This window comes from Bradyrhizobium genosp. P (genome assembly GCF_049949265.1).
In the GTDB taxonomy this organism is placed as follows: domain Bacteria; phylum Pseudomonadota; class Alphaproteobacteria; order Rhizobiales; family Xanthobacteraceae; genus Bradyrhizobium.
Window position 1 is genome coordinate 1,165,168 of record NZ_CP188195.1, and the last position, 18,742, is coordinate 1,183,909.

Consider the following 18,742-nt stretch of genomic DNA (forward strand, 5'->3'; position numbering starts at 1 on the left):
TCGTCCCGCTCTAGGAGACCACGACAATGGTCGTTCTCAATCGGATCTACACGCGCACCGGCGACGACGGGACCACCGCGCTCGGCTCCGGCGAGCGCCGCCCGAAATACGATCTGCGCGTCGCCGCCTATGGCACGGTCGATGAGACCAACGCTTCGATCGGCGTTGTGCGGCTGCATCTCGCTGATACGCGTGAACTCGATGCGATGCTGGGGCGGATCCAGAACGATTTGTTCGATCTCGGCGCCGACCTCGCGGTGCCCGAGCGCGAGGGCAAGGCCGAGCGCTTGCGGATGTTGGCAAGCCAGGTCGAGCGGCTCGAGCGCGACATCGACAGCCTCAATGACGAACTCGCGCCGCTGACCTCGTTTGTGCTGCCCGGCGGCACGCCTGCTTCTGCATATCTGCATCTCGCCCGCACCATATGTCGCCGGGCGGAACGGATCATGGTGGAACTCGCAGCCCAGCCGGACGAGCCGGTTAACGCCGCTGGCATCCAGTATATGAACCGGCTGTCGGATTTCCTGTTCGTTGCCAGCCGCTTCCAGAACAACAAGGGGGCCGGAGACATTTTGTGGGTGCCCGGTCAGAACCGTTAGCTAGATCGGCTCAAAACCAAGGTCCGGTTTTTTGGCTTTCGCGCGTTGACCGGGGGTAGCGGGACCTTTAGGTTCCGCGCCAGCCAACCGAAACCCATAAAATCAAAGCGAAAGAGGATCGATGAAGGTTCTTGTGCCGGTGAAGCGGGTCGTCGACTACAACGTCAAGGTCCGCGTCAAGAGCGACGGATCGGGCGTGGAGCTCGCCAACGTCAAGATGTCGATGAACCCGTTCGACGAAATCGCCGTCGAGGAAGCGCTGCGGCTGAAGGAAGCCGGCAAGGCGACCGAGGTGGTGGTGGTGTCGATCGGACCGGCGCAGGCCTCGGAGACCATTCGTACTGGCCTCGCGATGGGCGCCGACCGCGGCATCCTCGTCAAGGCCGAAGGCATTGTCGAACCGCTCGCGGTCGCCAAGATCCTGAAGGCGGTGGTCGATGCGGAAAAGCCCGGCCTCGTCATCCTCGGCAAGCAGGCGATCGACGACGATTCGAACCAGACCGGCCAGATGCTGGCCGCGCTGCTCGGCTGGTCGCAGGCGACCTTTGCCTCCAAGCTCGAAGTCGACGGTTCCGATTTCAAGGTGACGCGCGAGGTCGATGGCGGCTTGCAGACCATCAAGCTCAAGGGCCCGGCGATCGTCACCACCGACCTCCGCCTCAACGAGCCGCGCTACGCCTCGCTGCCCAACATCATGAAGGCGAAGAAGAAGCCGATCGCCGACACGAGTGCGGCTGACTACGGCGTCGATCTGACGCCGCGTCTGGAAATCGTGAAGACCACGGAACCGGCAGGCCGCAAGGCGGGCGTCAAGGTCAAGGACGTCGCCGAACTCGTTTCCAAGCTCAAGAACGAAGCCGGGGTTCTCTGATGACGACGCTGTTGATTGCTGAACACGACCACGAGACCCTGAAGGACTCGACCAACAAGGCGCTGACCGCGGCTTCCCAGCTCGGTGGCGACGTGCATGTGCTGGTCGCCGGCGGCGGCCAGGGCACCAAGGCGGCCGCCGAGGCTGCGGCCAAGCTCGACGGCGTCAAGAAGGTGCTGGTGGCCGAAGGTCCGGCCTATGAGCACGACCTCGCCGAACCGCTCGCCGCGCTGATCGTGGCACTGGCGCCCGGTTATGATGCGTTCGTTGCGCCCGCGACCTCGCGCTTCAAGAACGTGATGCCGCGCGTCGCGGCCCTGCTCGACGTGATGCAGGTCTCCGAGATCATCAAGGTGGTCGCGCCCGACACCTACGAGCGGCCGATCTATGCCGGCAACGCGATCCAGACCGTGAAGTCGAAGGACGCCAAGAAGGTCATCACCGTGCGCACCTCGACCTTCGCCGCAGCCGGCGAGGGCGGCAGCGCGGCAATCGAGAACGCGGCTTCGGCCGCCGATCCGGGCCTGTCGTCGTTCGTTGGCGAGGAAGTCGCCAAGAGCGATCGTCCCGAGCTGACCTCGGCGAAGATCATCGTGTCCGGCGGCCGCGCCATGCAGAGCCGGGAAAACTTCGCCAAATATATCGAGCCGCTCGCCGACAAGCTCGGCGCCGGCGTCGGCGCCTCGCGCGCCGCGGTCGATGCCGGCTATGCGCCGAACGACTGGCAGGTCGGCCAGACCGGCAAGGTGGTGGCCCCGGAACTCTATGTCGCGGTCGGCATCTCCGGCGCGATCCAGCATCTGGCCGGCATGAAGGACTCCAAGGTGATCGTCGCCATCAACAAGGATGAGGACGCACCGATCTTCCAGGTCGCCGATTATGGCCTGGTCGCCGACCTCTACCAGGCGGTTCCGGAACTGACTGAAGCGCTCGGCAAGCTCGGAAAATAAGCGACAAGACACCGGCCGGATGGCTAAGCTGCGGCCGGTGTTTATATTTTGGAGCATGATTCGGAAAAGCGGGAACCGGTTTTCCAAAAAAGATCATGCTCGAACAAAAAGATGAGGTCATGATGCGATTTTTCGTGATCGCATCATGCGTTCAGGCGTTTTCCGGTGAATTGGGCACCCGGAAGGCTGCGCTTTCGGGTATCGTTGGGATTGGGCAGGCGCTGTTAGCGCGCCGTTCCGGTGGATGGCAAGATGACGGTGGCAATCAAGAAGGTCGGCGTGATCGGTTCGGGCCAGATGGGCAACGGCATTGCCCATGTGGCGGCGCTGGCCGGCTTCGACGTTGTGCTCAATGACGTATCGGCTGACCGGCTGAAGTCGGCGCTGGCCACCATCAACGGCAATCTGACCCGCCAGGTCTCGAAGAAAATCATCAGCGAAGCCGAGCGCAAGCAGACGCTCGACCACATCACCTCAGCCGAGACATTTGATGCGCTGGCGGATTGCGATCTGGTGATCGAGACCGCGGTCGAGAAGGAAGAGACCAAGCGCAAGATCTTTCACGACCTCTGTGCGGTCTTGAAGCCCGAGGCGATCGTCGCCTCCAATACCTCGTCGATCTCGATCACGCGGCTCGCGGCATCGACCGACCGTCCGGAACGCTTCATCGGCATTCATTTCATGAATCCGGTGCCGCTGATGGAGCTGGTCGAGCTGATCCGCGGCATCGCCACCGACGACGTGACCTTCGACACCGCGAAAGCCTTCGTCAGCAAGCTCGGCAAGCAGGTCGCCGTCTCCGAAGACTTCCCGGCCTTCATCGTCAACCGCATCCTGCTGCCGATGATCAACGAGGCGATCTACACGCTCTATGAGGGCGTCGGCAACGTCGAGGCGATCGACGCGGCGATGAAGCTCGGCGCGCATCATCCGATGGGGCCGCTCGAGCTTGCCGACTTCATCGGCCTCGATACCTGCCTGTCGATCATGCAGGTGCTGCATGAGGGCCTCGCCGATTCCAAGTACCGGCCGTGCCCACTGCTGGTGAAATATGTCGAAGCCGGCTGGCTCGGCCGCAAAACCCAGCGCGGCTTCTACGACTATCGCGGCGACAAGCCGGTCCCGACGCGCTAAAGCGCGATGAGATTGGGTCGAATCGTCATCGCGCTTTAGATCCTCCTCATCCGTATGCTGCAGTAGCGAAGGCGGATTCCGCCCGTGGGGCGGGGCCTGATGGCCATTCCGCGTGCGCGCTTGACTTGATCCGCACAGGGCTTATCGAAAACCAATCTCCGCGCCGACCGCGCGCGCCTAGCAGGGCTTTTACCGATGGACGCTCATTCGAAGACCGCCTTCTCCCGCCGCCCCACGGAACGGCCGGTGGCGGCCGACGTCAGGGCCGGCCTGTTGAAGGATCCGGGCTTCGGCAAGGTCTTCACGGACCACATGGTGACGATCCGCTGGACCAAGGATGACGGCTGGCACGACGCCGAAGTGCGCGGCCGCGCGCCGATCACGCTCGATCCGGCCGCCGCCGTCCTGCACTACGGGCAGGAGATCTTCGAGGGGCTGAAGGCCTATAATTTCGGCGACGGCTCGATCGCGCTGTTCCGTCCGGATCAGAATGCCCGCCGCTTCCAGGCGTCGGCCGCCCGCATGGCGATGCCGGAGTTGCCCGAAGCCGTGTTCCTGCAGGCGGTGGACGAACTGGTGAAGATCGATTCCGCCTGGATCCCGAAGGGCGACGGCAGCCTCTATCTGCGTCCCTTCATGTTCGCGACCGAAGCCTTCCTCGGCGTCCGCCCGTCCTACGAATATCTGTTCATCCTGATCGCAAGCTCGGTCGGCTCGTACTTCAAGGGCGGCGAGAAGCCGGTGACGGTGTGGCTGACCGACCGCTACACCCGCTCCGCCGAAGGTGGTACCGGCGCTGCCAAATGCGGCGGGAATTATGCCGCAAGCCTGCTCGCGCAGGCCGAAGCCATGGAGAATGGCTGCGATCAGGTCGTGTTCCTCGATGCGGCCGAGCATCGCTGGGTTGAGGAGCTCGGCGGCATGAACGTCTTCTTCGTGATGGACGACGGCTCGCTGCTGACGCCGCCGCTATCAGGCACGATCCTGCCCGGCATCACCCGCGATGCCATCATCACGCTGGCGCGCAAGGACGGCCGGACGGTGCGTGAGGAACGCTACTCGATCGAGCAGTGGCGCGCCGATGCCGCGAGCGGCAAGTTGAAGGAAGCGTTCGCCTGCGGCACCGCCGCAGTCGTCGCTTCGATCGGCAAGATCAAGAGCAGCGCGGGCGACATCGTGATTTCAGACGCTGCGACCGGGCCCGTCACCGCCGCCCTCAAGGCGAAGCTGGTCGGCATCCAGCGCGGTGACGTCGCCGACGAATTCGGCTGGGTGCGCCGGGTGGGCTAGCTAGCGCTGCGTCAGCGTGACGCGGCAATCCCTACCAGGCGTTACCGGGCGTTAACCTTTGCGGCGTTACGCCATGGTCGAGTTGGGAGTACCGCGTATGGAAACGATGAGCATGGTCAGCAGCATCCTGGGGATGCAGCAGGGCAATTTGCAGGACCAGATCGCGACCACGCTGACCAAGCAGAATCTCGACGCCGAGAAATCCGCGGTTCAGACCCTGCTCGGCACCGGCACGTCATCGACGGCCAATCTCGGCGCCGGCATCGGCGGCAACCTCGACGTCTCAGCCTGAGAGCTAAAATCCGGCCGCAGCCGGCTGCACCGCGGCCTTGACCAGCTTGAGGGCGTCGTCGCTGGACCATTCCGCGGGGCCTGCGATATTGGCGATCTCGCAGCCCTTGGCGTCGACCAGCACCGAGGTCGGCATCCCCAGCGCCTTGCCTATATTCTTAAGGTCCTGAAAAACCTTGGCTTTCTGATCGCTGAAATAACCGAGATTGGTCAGATTGGCCTCTTTCAGGAAGTTCTTCGGCTTGTCGGGGTCGCGGGTGTCGATGTTGATCGCGACCACCTCGAAATCCTTGCCGCCGAGCTTGGTCTGCAGGCTGTCCAGGGCTGGCATCTCGCGGCGGCAGGGAACGCACCAGGTCGCCCACAGATTGACAAGCACGGTCTTGCCGCGCCAGTCGGAGAGCTTCTTGGGCTGGCCGTTGGCGTCCTCGAAGGTGAGGTCGGGCAACTGGAGCGGGGTCGTGGCCATGGTCAGCGCCGCAACCTCGCCATGGGCCAGCGGCGCAATCTTCTTGGCCAGATCCACCGCGCCGTTGCAGGCCACATCGCCGGCGGCGGGGTGCTTCAGGCAGGCGACCCCGGCATAGCCGATCACAGCTCCAACCAGCACCGCGCCGATCACGATCGGAAGCCGCCGCATAGAAGCCGGCTTGCCAGTCTGCTTGGCCGTCGGTTCGGGTGGGGTCGTTTCGGGCATATCGTTTGTCATCCTGAGGCAGATGTGGCTATGCAGTGCCGAGCACGCCGCGATCTCGATCGCATCGTGCTCTCATCTAGTTGTTTGAGCATGATCTTTCCGGAAAACCGGTTCCCACTTTTCCGGATCATGCTCTATTACGATGGGAACCTGTACGCCGTTTCGCCGATCCCGCGATCAATCGGCGTGGCCTGAATACAAAGTCGTGAGCGAGAAGTCATGAGCAACAAGATGTGGGGCGGCCGGTTCTCGGAGCGTCCCGATGCGATCATGGAGGAAATCAACGTCTCCATCGACGTCGATCGTCACCTTTATGCTCAGGACATCGCCGCGTCCAAGGCCCACGCGGCCATGCTTGCCGCACAAGGCATCATCACGTCAGCTGATGCGAAAAATATCGGCAAAGGTCTAGACACGATTTTGTCAGAGATCTCCAAGGGCGATTTCGACTTCAAGCGCGCGCTCGAGGACATCCACATGAATGTCGAGAGCCGCCTGTCCGAGCTGATCGGGCCGGCCGCGGGGCGGCTGCACACCGCGCGTTCGCGCAACGACCAGGTCGCGACCGATTTCCGTCTCTATGTCCGCGACACGATCGACGAAACCGATGCGGCGCTGGCCGCGTTCCAGCAGGCGCTGGTGGCCCGCGCGCTGGAGCACGCCGGCACTGTGATGCCGGGCTTCACCCATCTGCAGACGGCACAGCCGGTGACCTTCGGCCACCATTTGCTCGCCTATGTCGAGATGGCCGGCCGCGACCGCGGCCGCTTTGCCGATGCGCGCAAGCGGCTGAACGAATCGCCGCTGGGCGCCGCCGCGCTCGCCGGCACCTCGTTTCCGATCGACCGCGTCGCGACCGCAAAGTCGCTCGGCTTCGATCGTCCGATGGCCAATTCGCTCGATGCGGTATCCGACCGCGATTTCGTGCTCGAGACGCTGTCGGCGGCCTCGATCTGCGCCGTGCATCTGTCGCGCTTTGCCGAGGAGATCGTGATCTGGACCTCGCCGCTGGTCGGCCTGGTCAGGCTCAGCGACAAGTTCACGTCAGGCTCGTCGATCATGCCGCAGAAGCGCAATCCGGACGCGGCGGAGCTGGTGCGCGCCAAAACGGGACGCGTGATCGGCGCGCTCACCGCGCTCCTGATCGTGATGAAGGGCCTGCCGCTCGCCTATCAAAAGGACATGCAGGAGGACAAGCAGGGCGCGATGGAGGCCTTCGCCGCGCTGTCGCTCGCGATCCGCGCCATGACCGGCATGGTCGAGGACCTCGTTGCCGACGAGGCACGCATGCAAGCGGCTGCCGGCGAAGGCTATGCCACCGCGACGGACCTGGCCGACTGGCTGGTGCGCACCCTGAAAATGCCGTTCCGCGACGCCCATCACGTCACCGGGCGGATCGTCGGATTGGCCTCCGGGCAGGGTGTGGCGCTGCACGAACTGCCCCTGGAGGCGATGCAGGAGGTCGAGCCTGAGATCACCGCGGATGCGCTGAAGGTGCTCAGCGTGGAGTCGTCGGTGAAGAGCCGGACCTCGTTCGGCGGAACGGCGCCGAAGAATGTGCTGGCACAGGCCAAAGCCTGGGCCAAGCGGCTGGAAAAAGAGCGAAAATTGGGCTGAATGGAAAATTTCGTTGTCATTTCAGCGAGGCCCGGGTCTCGCCAGAGCGTGGCAATGTTTGTATGGTGCAGCCCGAATTGGGGATTTCGTCGTGACTAGCAAGACAAGCCTGACCCGGTCGGGATGGGCCACCATTGTGCTCTGCGCCACAGCTCTCGCGCTGGGCGGCTGCGGCCGCAAGGGACCGCTCGATCTGCCGCCGACGGCGTCAGGCGCCCCTGCGACGGCGCAGGCGACCAGCAGCGACACCGAGACCGAGCGCGCGAGCCAGCCCAGCCTGTTCAATTCGACCTACGGAACGGACGCCGCGCCGGCCGCGCCGAAAGGCAACAAGAGACCCTTTATCCTCGATCCGCTGCTCAATAGTAACTAGGGCAGGGTCCGGGCGCTGCCGCTTCGGCCCTTGCCCGACGCGTTTTGCCGACGCGGCCCACGTCGCCTAAAACGCCATAGAGCGAACCATGAATCATTTCGACTATCGCAACGGCGTGCTGCACGCCGAGGCGGTCAATCTCATCGAGCTTGCGGAAGCCGTCGGCACGCCGTTCTACTGCTATTCGACGGCGACGCTGGAGCGTCATTACCGCGTCTTTGCCGAGGCCTTTGCCGATGAGAAGGCCCTCATCCATTACGCGATGAAGGCGAACTCCAACCAGTCGGTGCTGCGCACGCTGGCGAAGCTCGGCGCCGGCGCCGACGTGGTCTCGGGCGGCGAGTTGAAGCGGGCGCTGGCGGCCGGCATTCCACCCTCCAAGATCCTGTTCTCCGGCGTCGGCAAGACCGCGGTCGAGCTGCGCGCCGCGCTTGCGGCCGACATCCTCTGCATCAACGTCGAGTCCGAGCCGGAGCTCGAACTGCTGTCGCAGCTTGCGGTCGAGATGGGCAAGACCGCGCGCATTTCGGTGCGGGTCAATCCCGACGTCGACGCCGGCACGCATGCCAAGATTTCGACCGGCAAGTCGGAAAACAAGTTCGGCATTCCGCTGGTTCGTGCGCGCGAGGTCTATGCCCGCGCGGCCAAGCTGCCGGGCATCAAGGTGACTGGCACCGATGTTCATATCGGCAGCCAGATCACCGATCTCGGACCGCTTGAGGCCGCCTTCCGGCTGCTGGCCGAATTCGTGCAGACGCTGCGCGCCGACGGCCACACCATCTCGCATATCGACTTCGGCGGCGGCCTCGGGATTCCCTATTACATGGATCGCGCCGCGCCGCCGGCGCCGGCTGCCTATGCCGCGATGGTCAAGCGCGTGACCCACAATCTCGGCTGCACGCTGATGTTCGAGCCGGGCCGCATGATCGTCGGCAATGCCGGCATTCTCGTTGCCCGCGTGATCTATGTGAAGCCGGGCGATGCGAAGAATTTCATCATCATCGATGCCGCGATGAACGATCTGATCCGGCCGACGCTGTACGAGGCGCATCACGACATTCTGCCGGTGCGCCAGCCGGCGCCTGATACCCCGACCATCACAGCCGACGTGGTCGGCCCGGTCTGCGAGACCGGCGACTACCTCGCGCTCGATCGCAGGCTCGCCGAGCCGAAGGCCGGCGATCTGCTGGCGATCATGACCGCCGGTGCCTACGGCGCGGTGCAGGCCGGGACCTACAACACGCGGCCGTTGGTGCCGGAAGTGCTGGTCAAGGACGACCAGTATGCGGTGGTGCGCCCGCGCATCGACGTCGACGCGCTGATCGCGATGGACAAGCCCGCGCCGTGGCTGTGACAAGCGGCAGTGTAGCCGCGTGTTCCCACCTCTCCCCTTGTGGGAGAGGTCGGAATTCAAGCGCAGCTTGAATTCCGGGTGAGGGGTTCAGGTCTGTCCGTTCGGCCGAAATCCCTCGATAGACCGTAACCCCTCACCCGCACCGCATTACGCTTCGCTGCATGCGCTGCGGCCTCTCCCGCAAGGGGAGAGGCGATCCGAGCAAGTGGAGATATCGCCTCACGGCCCGTATTTCGGCGCCGGCGTCTGGTTGTGGTCGTTCTCATCAGCTACGCACGTGAAGTTGGCGGCGATGCTGGTGCTGCCGCTGCCGTTGTACTTCGCGACCTTGGGGTAAAGGCAGAGCGGCCGGGTCATCTGCACCGCCGGCGGCGTATCGGCGACGAACTTGGTCGCAAGGATCGTCTCCGGCGGAGCGCCGGTCTCGACCCAGTTGACCAGTGGTGTCAGCGCGTCGAACGTGTTGGGGCCGGGACCGCCGGAGCAGTGGTACATCCCGGGCACCATGAACAGCCGCGCGTAGGTCTGGGTCCGCTGCAGCGCCGGACTGCCACCCGGGAAATTGCCACCCGGGAAGAAGCCGGCCTGCTGGACTCCACGGCCGTCATTGCCGACCAACGCGTTGAAGTAGTTGATGCTGCTCTGCGACGGGATCAGCGGGTCGGCCCAGCCGTGATACATCAAGAGCTTGCCGCCATGTCCGCGGAAGTCGCTGAGATCGGTGCTGGTCGCGTTCAGCACCGCAGCCAGCTGGTCGTCGACCGTGTCGACGGCGTGGTGGAAGTCGAAATTGGCGAAATTCACCGCGCTTGCAGGGTAGCCGAAGCTTGGTCCGAACACCCAGTAGAACAGGCCGTCGAAGGCCGGCTCGGGAAGCCGCTCCTGGAACGCCAGCCCGAGGGCGAGCAGGTCGTCGGTTTCGTTGCCGCGCTCGGAGCCCGGATTGATGACCTGCCCGTTCACCGGGTCGATCGCGCCGGCGTAGTATTTCTGCATGGTCGTGACCTGGTCGGCGGTCAGGCATGCCGGCGGCAGCTGACCGCCGGTGCAGAGCAGGGCCTTTGGATCGAAACGACAGTCGCGCGGATCGGTCAGGAACGGGTCGGTGCTGGCGCCGCCGTCCTGGCCGACGCACTGCTTGAGCACGGCCTGATTGATCAGCGTCATCTGGCCGGCCTGGATGAACCGGCCGGGGCTCGCATGGGTGTTCTGCCAGCCCGCAAGCCCTGCCATGTGCAGATGGGTGCGGTTGAACGCCGCGGCGCCCGCCAGGATGCCGTCATAGTCGTCGGGGAAGCGCTGCGCCTCCATCAGGGCATTCTGGCCGCCGGTGGAACAGCCGGCGAAATAGGCCCGTTGCGCGTGATGGCCATAGAACGCCTTGGCGATCTCCTTGCCGTGGACGGTCATCAAATGGATGGCCCGGTAGCCGAAATCCTTGATCCGCTCGGGATGCCCGAACAGGCCGGTCGACGGCGCCGTCGGATCGCCGAAGTCGATCGCGAGCGCATTGCCCATATTGCCGTCTGACCCGCAGAACAGCGGGTTGCAGCCCGAGGATCCGGTGCCGAGATCGCTATTGGTCGCAGCGAAGCCGGCCTGGATGCCGCTGGCGAGCTCGGTGTAGGTGATCTGACCCTGGAAGCCGCCGCCGCCGGTGCCGAGGAACCTGCCGTTCCACGCGCTTTCAGGCAGCCAGACCTCGACCTTGATGCTGGAATCCGAACTCGGGGTCAGCGTCGCGGTGACCCGGCAGAAGGGCGGAAGGCCGGTGAGAGTGGTGGGGGGATTGGAACCGGGGACGACGAAGGTGCCCGTGGTGTTGTCGGTCGCCGAATTGATCGTGGCGTATTGCAATTGCAAGGATTGGAGATTGCTGCACGGCGTTGCCGCCGCGGGCGAGCTGGTGAACACTGCTCCGGCCAACAGGGCTACGGTCGCGCCGACGAGATAGCGTGGATCACGCCTCATTCTGTCCTCCCTGATTTTTTTGTAGTCGTGGGACAGGCAGGATAGCCGACCGCGATCACAACTCAAGGATGAACTCGTGCGAAAGCGTCACGAGCGCGGCGCACCATACGACAACGCGAAGTCTGCTTGTGACCGAGCGAGGCATCGCCTTGCGATATGGTTGCACGTCCGACGGGTATGAATCGCCGGACATGCCACTCAGGCGTGTTCCGGGCTCCGCTACTTCGCCGCGTGCGCGCCGCCCTTGCCGCCGCCGACGATCACGCCGGCCGCCTTCTCGATCGGCTTGATCGCCGCGGTGAAGTCCGACTCCGGCCCCTCGTCTCGGATGATGGTTTCCCAGAGCCGGCCGACCGCTTCGGCGACCTCCATCGACAGCCCGAGCGACCGCATCTCTTCGACCGCGAGCCGCACGTCCTTCACCATCAGTCCGGTGGCGAAGCCGAAATCGAAGGTGCGCGGCAAGACGGCGCGGGGAAACTTGTCGCGGCTCGCGGTGTTTAGTCCCGAGCCCGCATTGATGACGTCGATCATCACGGCCGGATCGAGCCCCGACTTGACGCCCATCACCACGGCTTCCGAGGTCGCGACCATCGCGGTCGCCGACAGGAAGTTGTTGGCGAGCTTCATGGTCTGGCCGGAGCCCGGCTTGGTGCCGATGAAGAACACCTTGCCGATCACGTCGAGCGCCGGCTTCACCAGCTCGAAATCGGCTTTCGGCCCCGACACCATCACCGCGAGCGTGCCCTTCTCGGCGCCGCCGACGCCGCCAGAGACCGGGCTGTCGATCTGCACGATGTTCTGCTTCGCCAGCAGATCATGAATCTTGACCGCCATCTGCGAGCCGACGGTGGAGAGATCGATGAAGCGCTTGACGCGGGTGCCCTCGATCACGCCGCCGGCGCCGGTTGCAACTTCGAGCGAAGCCTGCAGCGACGGCAGGCTCGCCATCACGGTCTCGACGCGGTCGGCGATGTCCTTCGGTGACGATGCAGCCGCGGCGCCGAGCGCTGTGAGCTTGCCGACAGCGTCCTTGCTTGTGTCGAACACGGTGAGCTGGTGGCCGGCCTCGATCAGCCGGCGCGCCATCGGGAAACCCATTTTCCCGAGGCCGATGAATCCGATGTCCATGGTGTAGTTTTCTCCCTTGCGTCATTGCGAGCGCAGCCGCGCGCCTCACATTCGATGTCGTCCCTGCGAAAGCAGGGACCCATAACCACCGCTCCTGATTGTTGCGTCACGCTGGGGCTCCATATGTGGACGGCCCCCGTGGCACAAGAGCTTTTTGAGCGGATCGGATCGCTTGCATCCATATGTCCGGCCTTTTGAGTGCGATCGGATGGATCGCTGGCCAAGATGGTTTGCGCGATGCGAGTTCCAAACAACCACGCGGCCTGTTGACGGCCGATGGGTCCCACGGACTGTCTCGCATCGTTGCTCGATCGATCGCTCCATCTGCTCCTGCAGCTCCGGGTCGGCTGACGAGCGAGCCCGCCAGCCGGCCAATCTGTTAGACGGCGACTGCCGCGGTGGCATTGATCCGTGCGGCGTCATAACTCTCGCCGGTCGCCATCAGCTTCCAGGCGATGCGGGCCACCTTGTTGGCGAGCGCCACGGCGGCAAGCTTCGGTGGCTTGCGCTTGATCAGGGCCAGCAGCCAGCGCGAGTGATGGCCGCGCCCGCGTCTGGCCTGCTGGATGACCGCCGTTGCCCCGATCACCAGCAGGCGGCGCAGGTCCTCGTCGCCCGCCCGCGTGATCCTGCCAAGCCTGGTTTTGCCGGCGGTGGAGTGATCCTGGGGGGTGAGGCCGAGCCAGGCTGCGAAGTGACGGCCGGAGCGGAAAGCATGGGGATCGGGTGTCTTCATCACGAGCGTCGTTGCAACGATCGGCCCGACAGAAGGGATCTGCGCCAGACGCCGGCCCACGGCGTCGGAGCGGTGCCAGGCCATCAATCTGGCTTCGATCTCCTGCAGCTCGCCCACGAGTCTGGTGTAGTCGCGGCCCAGCACCGTAAACAGCTCGCGTGCCAGGGCAGGAAGCGTCTCGTCCTGCGCAATCCGCGCCAGCAGCGGCTCGATCTTGTCGGTCCCTTGGGCCCCGATCAGGCCAAACTCCGCCGCATGGCCGCGGATCATATTGCCGAGCTGGGTGCGCCGGGCGATCAATCCAGCGCGGACACCCGTCAGCATCAGCGCGGCCTGCTGCTCGACCGTCTTGACCGGCACGAACCGCATGCTCGGCCGGCTCATCGCTTCACACAGCGCCTCCGCATCCCGACCGTCGTTCTTGTTCCGCGACACATAGGGCTTCACCAATTGCGGCGCCATCAACTTCACCTCGTGGCCCAGCTTGCGAAGCTCCCGTGCCCAATGGTGCGAGGCCCCGCAGGCCTCCATCCCGATCACGGTCGGCGGCAACTTGGCGAAGAACTCCAGCACCTGCTTGCGCGCAAGCTTCTTGCGCAACACAGGCTGTTCCGCCGCATCAACCCCATGCAGCACAAAAATATACTTCGACGTATCCATTCCAATGCGGATAATCTCTCTCACGGACGGCTCCCTTGTCTGAGATTTGCAACAACCTCATTCTGGCACACTGATGCCGTAGGGGGCCGTCCACACCATCAACCACCGCTCCTGATTGTTGCGTCACGCTGGGGCTCCAGCGTTTCTAACCACGAAGGCCTGTGGTTATGGGTCCCTGCTTTCGCAGGGACGACGATGGGGAGGTGGTCACGCCTCTCTCACGCCTTGCCGTCCAGCTCAGCGAACACTTCGCGGGCGATGCGGAAGCTGTCGACGCCGGCGGGGATGCCGGCATAGATCGACACCTGCATGAAGACCTCGCGGATCTCGTCGCGGCTGACGCCGTTGGTGAGCGCGCCCTTGATGTGCGCCCTCAATTCATGCGGCCGGTTCAGGATCGAGATCATGGCGAGGTTGAGCATGCTGCGCGTCTTGCGCGGCAGCTCCTCGCGGCCCCACACCGCGCCCCAGCAGTATTCGGTGACCAGTTCCTGGAATGGCTTGTTGAAGCTGTCGGAGTTCTTCAGCGCGTTGTTGACATAAGCCTCGCCGAGCACCGCCTTGCGGATCTCGAGCCCCTTGTCGTGCGTTTTCTGGTCCATGACGTTTCCTCATCCGTTAAAGCGATGGTTCGGGCCGGGACGTTACGGGGTCGAACGGCCGCCGTCACGCCTTCGTGTTATGCGTATTTCCGGGTGTGGGTTACGCCCTGAAATGGGTGCCTCAATGCCGCCGCTGTGCTAAGGTGATCTGCCGGCAACCCGGAGATTTTATTGAACGGTGCCAACCTCGACCCGTCAGAGAACCCGTCACGCGGCGTGGCCGACAGCGATGCGATCGCACGGCTGAAGCTGGCGCAGGCTCTGCAGCGGGCAAAGCTATCGATCGCATGGGAGCGGGCCTGGCCGCATCTGGCGCGGTTCCTGACGGTCGCCGGTCTGTTCCTGGTCGCATCATGGGCCGGGCTGTGGCTGGTGCTGCCGTTTGCCGCACGGCTGGCTGGCGCTGCCCTGTTCGCCTTGGCCGCGCTCGCGGCGCTGCTGCCGATGGTTCGTTTCCGCTGGCCGACCCGTGAAGAGGCCCTGAGCCGGCTCGACCGCGGCGCCGGCGTTCGCCATCGCCCGGCGACCACGCTGTCCGACACGTTGACGACGCAGGATCCGTTCGCCCGCGCGCTGTGGCAGGCGCAGCGCGAGCGCACGCTGGCCTCGATCAAGCGCATCCGCGCCGGTCTGCCGTCACCGAAGCTTTCGATCCACGATCCCTGGGCGCTGCGCGCGCTGGTCATCGTGATGCTGGTCGCAACTTATGTTGCGGCCGGCGACGAGCGCGGCCTGCGGGTCGCCTCCGCCTTCGACTGGAACGGCATCATGGCGCCGGCCAACATCCGGGTCGACGCCTGGGTGACGCCCCCGAACTATACCGGCAAGCCGCCGATCATCCTGTCGAACGCCAACAAGGACGCTGCCGCGGCCGAGAGTGGCCCGCTCGCGGTTCCGGCCGGCTCTACGCTGTTGGTGCGCTCCAGCGGCGGCAATATCGACGTCGTGGTCGGTGGCGGCGTGACCGAAATTGCGCCGAGCGAGGAGGCGCCCAAGGGCACCAACGAGCGGCATTTCAAGATCGCCGGCGACGGCACCGCGCATGTCCGCGCGCCAGCCGGCCAGCCCTTGTGGAAGTTCACCGCGACCGCCGACCGCCCGCCGACCATCGCGCTCGCCAAGAATCCGGAGCGGCAGGCGCGCGGGGCGATGCAGCTGTCCTACAAGCTCGAGGACGATTACGGCGTCACCGAAGCCCGCGCTCAGGTCGCGCTCCGCCCGGGCCAGGCTCAGAAGGATCCGAACCGCGACGCCACCAAAACCGCCGAGACGCGTCCGTTGTTCGATCCGCCGCAGTTTCCGCTGGTGCTGCCGAACGCCCGCACCCGCAACGGCGTCGGCCAGACGGTGAAGGATCTCAGCGAAGACCCTTACGCCGGCGCCGACGTCACGCTGACGCTGACCGCGAAGGATGAAGCCGGCAATGAGGGCAAGAGCGAGCCGTTCAACATGCGGCTGCCCGAGCGTCTGTTCACCAAGCCGCTCGCGCGCGCGCTGATCGAGCAGCGCCGGACACTCGCGCTCGACGCCAACCAGAACGGGCAGGTGTTCACCGCGCTCGACGCGCTGATGATCGCGCCCGAGATGTTCACGCCGGAGACCGGCCATTATCTTGGCCTCTACAGCGTGGCCCGGCAGCTCGAGGCGGCGCGCACCGACGACCAGCTGCGCGAGGTCGTCGCCAGCATGTGGGCGCTTGCCGTCACCATCGAGGATGGCAACATCACTGATGTCGACAAGGCGCTGCGCGCGGCGCAGGACGCGCTCAAGCAGGCGCTGGAGCAGGGCGCGACCGACGAGGAGATCAAGAAGCTCACCGACAATCTGCGCGCGGCGCTGGACAATTTCCTGCGCCAGCTCGCCGAGCAGCTTCGCAACAATCCGCAAGCCCTGGCCCGGCCGCTCGATCCCAACACCAGGATGTTGAGCCAGAACGATTTGAAGAACATGCTCGATCGCATGGAGCGGCTGTCGCGCTCCGGCGACAAGGAGGCTGCGAAGGAGCTGCTCGAGCAGATGCAGCAGATGCTGGAGAATTTGCAGATGGCGCAGCCCGGTCAGGGCGGCGACCAGGACATGGAGCAGGCGCTCAACGAGCTCGGCGATATGATCCGCAAGCAGCAGCAATTGCGCGACAAGACCTACAAGCAGGGCCAGGATTCGCGGCGCGACCGGATGCGCGGCAAGCAGGGCGACCAGTCGATGTCCGACCTGCAGCAGGATCAGCAGGCGCTGCGCGACCGGCTGAAGAAGCTGCAGGACCAGTTGGCCAAGCAAGGCATGGGACCGGATCAGCGCGGTCAGAAGGGCCAGCAAGGCCAGCAAGGCGAGCAAGGGCAGCAGGGACAACAAGGCGAGCAGGGCGACCAGAGCGGCGACGGCGAGGACGGTCTCGATCAGGCCGATTCCGCGATGGGCGACGCCGGCGGCCGGCTCGGCGAAGGCAACGCCGATGGCGCGGTTGATTCGCAGGGGCGTGCGCTGGACGCGCTGCGCAAGGGCGCCCAGAATCTCGCCGACGCCATGCAGCAGGGCGATGGCGACCAGCAGGGCGACGGCCGCGGCAACCGCGCCGGCCGCCAGCAAAGCGGCGGCAACCAGACCGACCCGCTCGGCCGCCCCTTGCATGGCCGCGAATTCGGCGACGACTACACGGTGAAGATTCCCGGCGAGATCGAAGTGCAGCGCGTGCGCCGCATCCTCGAGGAACTGCGCCGCCGCCTCGCCGACCCGTCGCGGCCGCAGATCGAGCTCGATTACATCGAGCGGCTGCTCAAGGATTATTGAGGTTCGCCACACACTCCGCTGTCATCGCCCGGCCTGTGCGCAATTGCGCACATGGACCGGGCGACCCAGTATTCCAGAGACGTCAGTGCTTGAATCGAGAGGCCGCGGCGTACTGGATACCCCGCATGCGCGGGGTATGACACAGTGTGTGGCGGCTGCTCGCGATGACGGCGCGATGCCGCGCATCTCCCGCTGTCATCGCGCGGCCTGTGCGCAATTGCGCACATGGACCGCGCGACCCAGTATTCCAGAGACGTCAGTGCTTGAATCGAGAGGCCGCGGCGTACTGGATACCCGCCTTCGCGGGGCATGACACAGTGTGTGTGTGTTGGGCCGATCGAGCGCTACGCCTTCCTTGCCGCCAGCGCGTCCGCCACCGCGGTGCGGATATCGGCCACCGAGAACGGCTTCGTCACCACGTCATGGACGATCGCATTGAGGCCGGAGGCGCGCTCGCGCTGGTCGGCGAAGCCGGTCATCAACAGGATCTTCAAATCCGGGAAGTCGCGCGCCGCGGTCAGCGCCAGCGCGATGCCGTCCATCACGGGCATCTGGATGTCGGTCAGCAGCAGGTCGAACGCGCCCTGGTCCTGCGTCAGCAGCTCCAGCGCCTCGGCGCCGTCCTGCGCGGTGACGATCTCATGGCCGTCCATGGCGATGGCGCGCGCCACCAGCGTGCGCATGGAGTCTTCGTCGTCGGCAATCAGGACGCGCGGCATAACGGTTCATTCCCGAAAAACAGCGGCGCCGCGGCTCAGGCGCGGCCGCCGACGAGATCGTGCTTGTTGAAGAAGCGTATGTCGATATTGCGGCCCTCGGGCGGCGGCGAGGCGAGGCGCGACTTGAAGAAGGCCTGTTCGCCGGGCTTGAGCATGGCCTGCTCCAGCACCGCGTTCCAGGCATAGATCTCGGCGCCTTGCGCGTCGCGGACCGCAAAGCGCAGTCGCGGCAGTTCGACCGCCTTGCGGGTCTGCCCGACAATCATGCCCTCGATCACCAGCACCGGCTTGCCATCGACGGTCTCGTTGGTGATCTTGAGGTCCTTGAACGCAAGCCCGCGCAGATTCACGTCGAGCCCGACCATCTTGTAGAATAGCGCCGTCTGCGGCAGCAGCCGCACCACATCGTTGCGCCAGACGAATAGCGCCAGGATCAGCGCGCCCATCGCCGCGCAGGTGGTCGGCAGGGTGCCGATCACTGGCATGAAGGGAATTCGGGGCAGCGAGGGCAGGCGGAACAGGTTCGGACGGAACAGGCGTGGCAGGCGGAAGCGGTGTTTGGCCCCCGCCGCGGGATCAGCGTCGAGATGGGCCTCGGCATCCTCCTTGGCGACCGTTGGCCAGTCCTCGTCCGCCGTGTCTTTGCCCTCCGGCCAGTCGGACGAGATCGAGGGGCTGTCGACCACAGGGGTCTCCCCGGCGTCCTCCTGCCGGGCCATCGCCTCCCATTCCGCGGCAGCGTCGGAGCCGGCGGACTGGCCTGCGGCCGCCATCGCGGGCATCGCGGCGTCGACGGCATCCTCCGGCCGCGCCAGCCAGACCTCCTTGCAGCGGGAACAGCGCACGGTCCGCCCGGCGTCGCCCAGGGTGGCCAGATTGATGGCGTAGGATGTTGTACAATGCGGGCAAACGATGTGCATGGAGCCCCTATCTCCACCGTGTCTTTGCCCGGATGCTACA

At 65.0% G+C, this 18,742-nt stretch carries 17 protein-coding genes; 10 read left to right on the plus strand and 7 right to left on the minus strand.

Translation table 11 applies throughout. The features are described 5' to 3' along the window. Window positions 1-26: 26 nt before the first annotated feature. The 6 genes from ACP2YO_RS05630 (at window position 27) to ACP2YO_RS05655 (ending at window position 5,136) form a co-directional block, all read left to right on the plus strand. Entirely contained in the window at window positions 27-599 is a 573-nt protein-coding gene (locus ACP2YO_RS05630; protein ID WP_426439829.1) for a cob(I)yrinic acid a,c-diamide adenosyltransferase, read from the plus strand. A 121-nt stretch (window positions 600-720) separates the two neighbouring features. Next, complete coding sequence (locus ACP2YO_RS05635) at window positions 721-1,470, plus strand: electron transfer flavoprotein subunit beta/FixA family protein (protein WP_426439831.1); 750 nt, start codon at window positions 721-723, stop codon at window positions 1,468-1,470. Beyond that, window positions 1,470-2,420 (plus strand): electron transfer flavoprotein subunit alpha/FixB family protein, encoded by a 951-nt coding sequence (locus tag ACP2YO_RS05640; protein ID WP_426439833.1) that lies wholly within the window; start codon window positions 1,470-1,472, stop codon window positions 2,418-2,420. The genes ACP2YO_RS05635 and ACP2YO_RS05640 overlap by 1 nt, the downstream gene beginning before the upstream one ends. Window positions 2,421-2,672: 252 nt before the next feature. Continuing rightward, window positions 2,673-3,554, plus strand: coding sequence for a 3-hydroxybutyryl-CoA dehydrogenase (locus ACP2YO_RS05645; RefSeq protein WP_426439835.1), 882 nt, complete (start codon window positions 2,673-2,675; stop codon window positions 3,552-3,554). Window positions 3,555-3,749: 195 nt separating this feature from the next. Beyond that, window positions 3,750-4,844 (plus strand): branched-chain amino acid aminotransferase, encoded by a 1,095-nt coding sequence (locus ACP2YO_RS05650; RefSeq protein ID WP_426439837.1) that lies wholly within the window; start codon window positions 3,750-3,752, stop codon window positions 4,842-4,844. 97 nt (window positions 4,845-4,941) lie between these two features. Further along, window positions 4,942-5,136 carry a putative motility protein gene (locus ACP2YO_RS05655; protein WP_426439839.1) on the plus strand — a complete coding sequence of 65 codons (195 nt, stop codon included), beginning with the start codon at window positions 4,942-4,944 and terminating at the stop codon, window positions 5,134-5,136. Window positions 5,137-5,139: 3 nt separating this feature from the next. Here the strand turns inward: ACP2YO_RS05655 and tlpA are convergent, their stop codons facing one another. After that, the gene (gene tlpA / locus ACP2YO_RS05660) at window positions 5,140-5,832 is read right to left on the minus strand and encodes a thiol:disulfide interchange protein TlpA (protein ID WP_426439841.1); all 693 of its coding nucleotides are present in this window, start codon (window positions 5,830-5,832) and stop codon (window positions 5,140-5,142) included. Window positions 5,833-6,051: 219 nt separating this feature from the next. Here tlpA and argH point away from each other — a divergent pair, with 219 nt between their 5' ends. From argH to lysA, 3 genes are all read left to right on the plus strand, one after another. After that, entirely contained in the window at window positions 6,052-7,449 is a 1,398-nt protein-coding gene (argH, locus tag ACP2YO_RS05665; RefSeq protein ID WP_426439843.1) for an argininosuccinate lyase, read from the plus strand. Window positions 7,450-7,540: 91 nt separating this feature from the next. Further along, window positions 7,541-7,822: an LPS translocon maturation chaperone LptM gene (lptM, locus tag ACP2YO_RS05670; RefSeq protein ID WP_426439845.1), complete on the plus strand. Its 282-nt coding sequence runs from the start codon at window positions 7,541-7,543 to the stop codon at window positions 7,820-7,822. Window positions 7,823-7,910: 88 nt separating this feature from the next. Then, window positions 7,911-9,176, plus strand: coding sequence for a diaminopimelate decarboxylase (gene lysA / locus ACP2YO_RS05675; protein WP_426439847.1), 1,266 nt, complete (start codon window positions 7,911-7,913; stop codon window positions 9,174-9,176). Window positions 9,177-9,395: 219 nt separating this feature from the next. On the opposite strand, the gene ACP2YO_RS05680 is transcribed toward lysA, so the two are convergent. The 4 genes from ACP2YO_RS05680 to ACP2YO_RS05695 all read right to left on the minus strand — a co-directional run bounded on the left by ACP2YO_RS05680 (window position 9,396) and on the right by ACP2YO_RS05695 (window position 14,276). Further along, complete coding sequence (locus tag ACP2YO_RS05680; RefSeq protein ID WP_426439849.1) at window positions 9,396-11,147, minus strand: tannase/feruloyl esterase family alpha/beta hydrolase; 1,752 nt, start codon at window positions 11,145-11,147, stop codon at window positions 9,396-9,398. A gap of 219 nt (window positions 11,148-11,366) precedes the next feature. Then, a complete protein-coding gene (locus tag ACP2YO_RS05685; RefSeq protein ID WP_426439851.1) occupies window positions 11,367-12,278 on the minus strand; it encodes an NAD(P)-dependent oxidoreductase in 912 nt (303 codons plus the stop codon). A gap of 379 nt (window positions 12,279-12,657) precedes the next feature. Next, a complete protein-coding gene (locus ACP2YO_RS05690; RefSeq protein ID WP_426434766.1) occupies window positions 12,658-13,698 on the minus strand; it encodes an IS110 family transposase in 1,041 nt (346 codons plus the stop codon). A gap of 194 nt (window positions 13,699-13,892) precedes the next feature. Next, window positions 13,893-14,276 (minus strand): carboxymuconolactone decarboxylase family protein, encoded by a 384-nt coding sequence (locus tag ACP2YO_RS05695; protein ID WP_426439853.1) that lies wholly within the window; start codon window positions 14,274-14,276, stop codon window positions 13,893-13,895. A gap of 171 nt (window positions 14,277-14,447) precedes the next feature. Between ACP2YO_RS05695 and ACP2YO_RS05700 the strand changes: the two genes are divergently transcribed. After that, complete coding sequence (locus ACP2YO_RS05700) at window positions 14,448-17,063, plus strand: TIGR02302 family protein (protein ID WP_426439855.1); 2,616 nt, start codon at window positions 14,448-14,450, stop codon at window positions 17,061-17,063. A 344-nt stretch (window positions 17,064-17,407) separates the two neighbouring features. Here the strand turns inward: ACP2YO_RS05700 and ACP2YO_RS05705 are convergent, their stop codons facing one another. Both ACP2YO_RS05705 and ACP2YO_RS05710 read right to left on the minus strand, forming a co-directional pair. Then, on the minus strand, window positions 17,408-17,782 hold the full coding sequence (locus tag ACP2YO_RS05705) for a response regulator (protein WP_426439857.1): 375 nt from the start codon (window positions 17,780-17,782) through the stop codon (window positions 17,408-17,410). Between the two features lie 35 nt (window positions 17,783-17,817). Further along, window positions 17,818-18,702, minus strand: coding sequence for an MJ0042-type zinc finger domain-containing protein (locus ACP2YO_RS05710; RefSeq protein ID WP_426439859.1), 885 nt, complete (start codon window positions 18,700-18,702; stop codon window positions 17,818-17,820). Between the last annotated feature and the right edge of the window lie 40 nt (window positions 18,703-18,742).

Excerpts from the sequence above, each read along its gene's own strand:
- ACP2YO_RS05695 (WP_426439853.1), bottom strand. The coding sequence starts at position 14,276 with ATGGACCAGAAAACGCACGACAAGGGGCTCGAGATCCGCAAGGCGGTG.
- ACP2YO_RS05710 (WP_426439859.1), bottom strand. The coding sequence starts at position 18,702 with ATGCACATCGTTTGCCCGCATTGTACAACATCCTACGCCATCAATCTG.
- ACP2YO_RS05650 (WP_426439837.1), top strand. The coding sequence starts at position 3,750 with ATGGACGCTCATTCGAAGACCGCCTTCTCCCGCCGCCCCACGGAACGG.
- ACP2YO_RS05645 (WP_426439835.1), top strand. The coding sequence starts at position 2,673 with ATGACGGTGGCAATCAAGAAGGTCGGCGTGATCGGTTCGGGCCAGATG.
- ACP2YO_RS05705 (WP_426439857.1), bottom strand. The coding sequence starts at position 17,782 with ATGCCGCGCGTCCTGATTGCCGACGACGAAGACTCCATGCGCACGCTG.
- ACP2YO_RS05655 (WP_426439839.1), top strand. The coding sequence starts at position 4,942 with ATGGAAACGATGAGCATGGTCAGCAGCATCCTGGGGATGCAGCAGGGC.
- ACP2YO_RS05640 (WP_426439833.1), top strand. The coding sequence starts at position 1,470 with ATGACGACGCTGTTGATTGCTGAACACGACCACGAGACCCTGAAGGAC.
- tlpA (WP_426439841.1), bottom strand. The coding sequence starts at position 5,832 with ATGCCCGAAACGACCCCACCCGAACCGACGGCCAAGCAGACTGGCAAG.
- ACP2YO_RS05635 (WP_426439831.1), top strand. The coding sequence starts at position 721 with ATGAAGGTTCTTGTGCCGGTGAAGCGGGTCGTCGACTACAACGTCAAG.
- ACP2YO_RS05685 (WP_426439851.1), bottom strand. The coding sequence starts at position 12,278 with ATGGACATCGGATTCATCGGCCTCGGGAAAATGGGTTTCCCGATGGCG.
- ACP2YO_RS05630 (WP_426439829.1), top strand. The coding sequence starts at position 27 with ATGGTCGTTCTCAATCGGATCTACACGCGCACCGGCGACGACGGGACC.
- ACP2YO_RS05680 (WP_426439849.1), bottom strand. The coding sequence starts at position 11,147 with ATGAGGCGTGATCCACGCTATCTCGTCGGCGCGACCGTAGCCCTGTTG.
- argH (WP_426439843.1), top strand. The coding sequence starts at position 6,052 with ATGAGCAACAAGATGTGGGGCGGCCGGTTCTCGGAGCGTCCCGATGCG.
- lysA (WP_426439847.1), top strand. The coding sequence starts at position 7,911 with ATGAATCATTTCGACTATCGCAACGGCGTGCTGCACGCCGAGGCGGTC.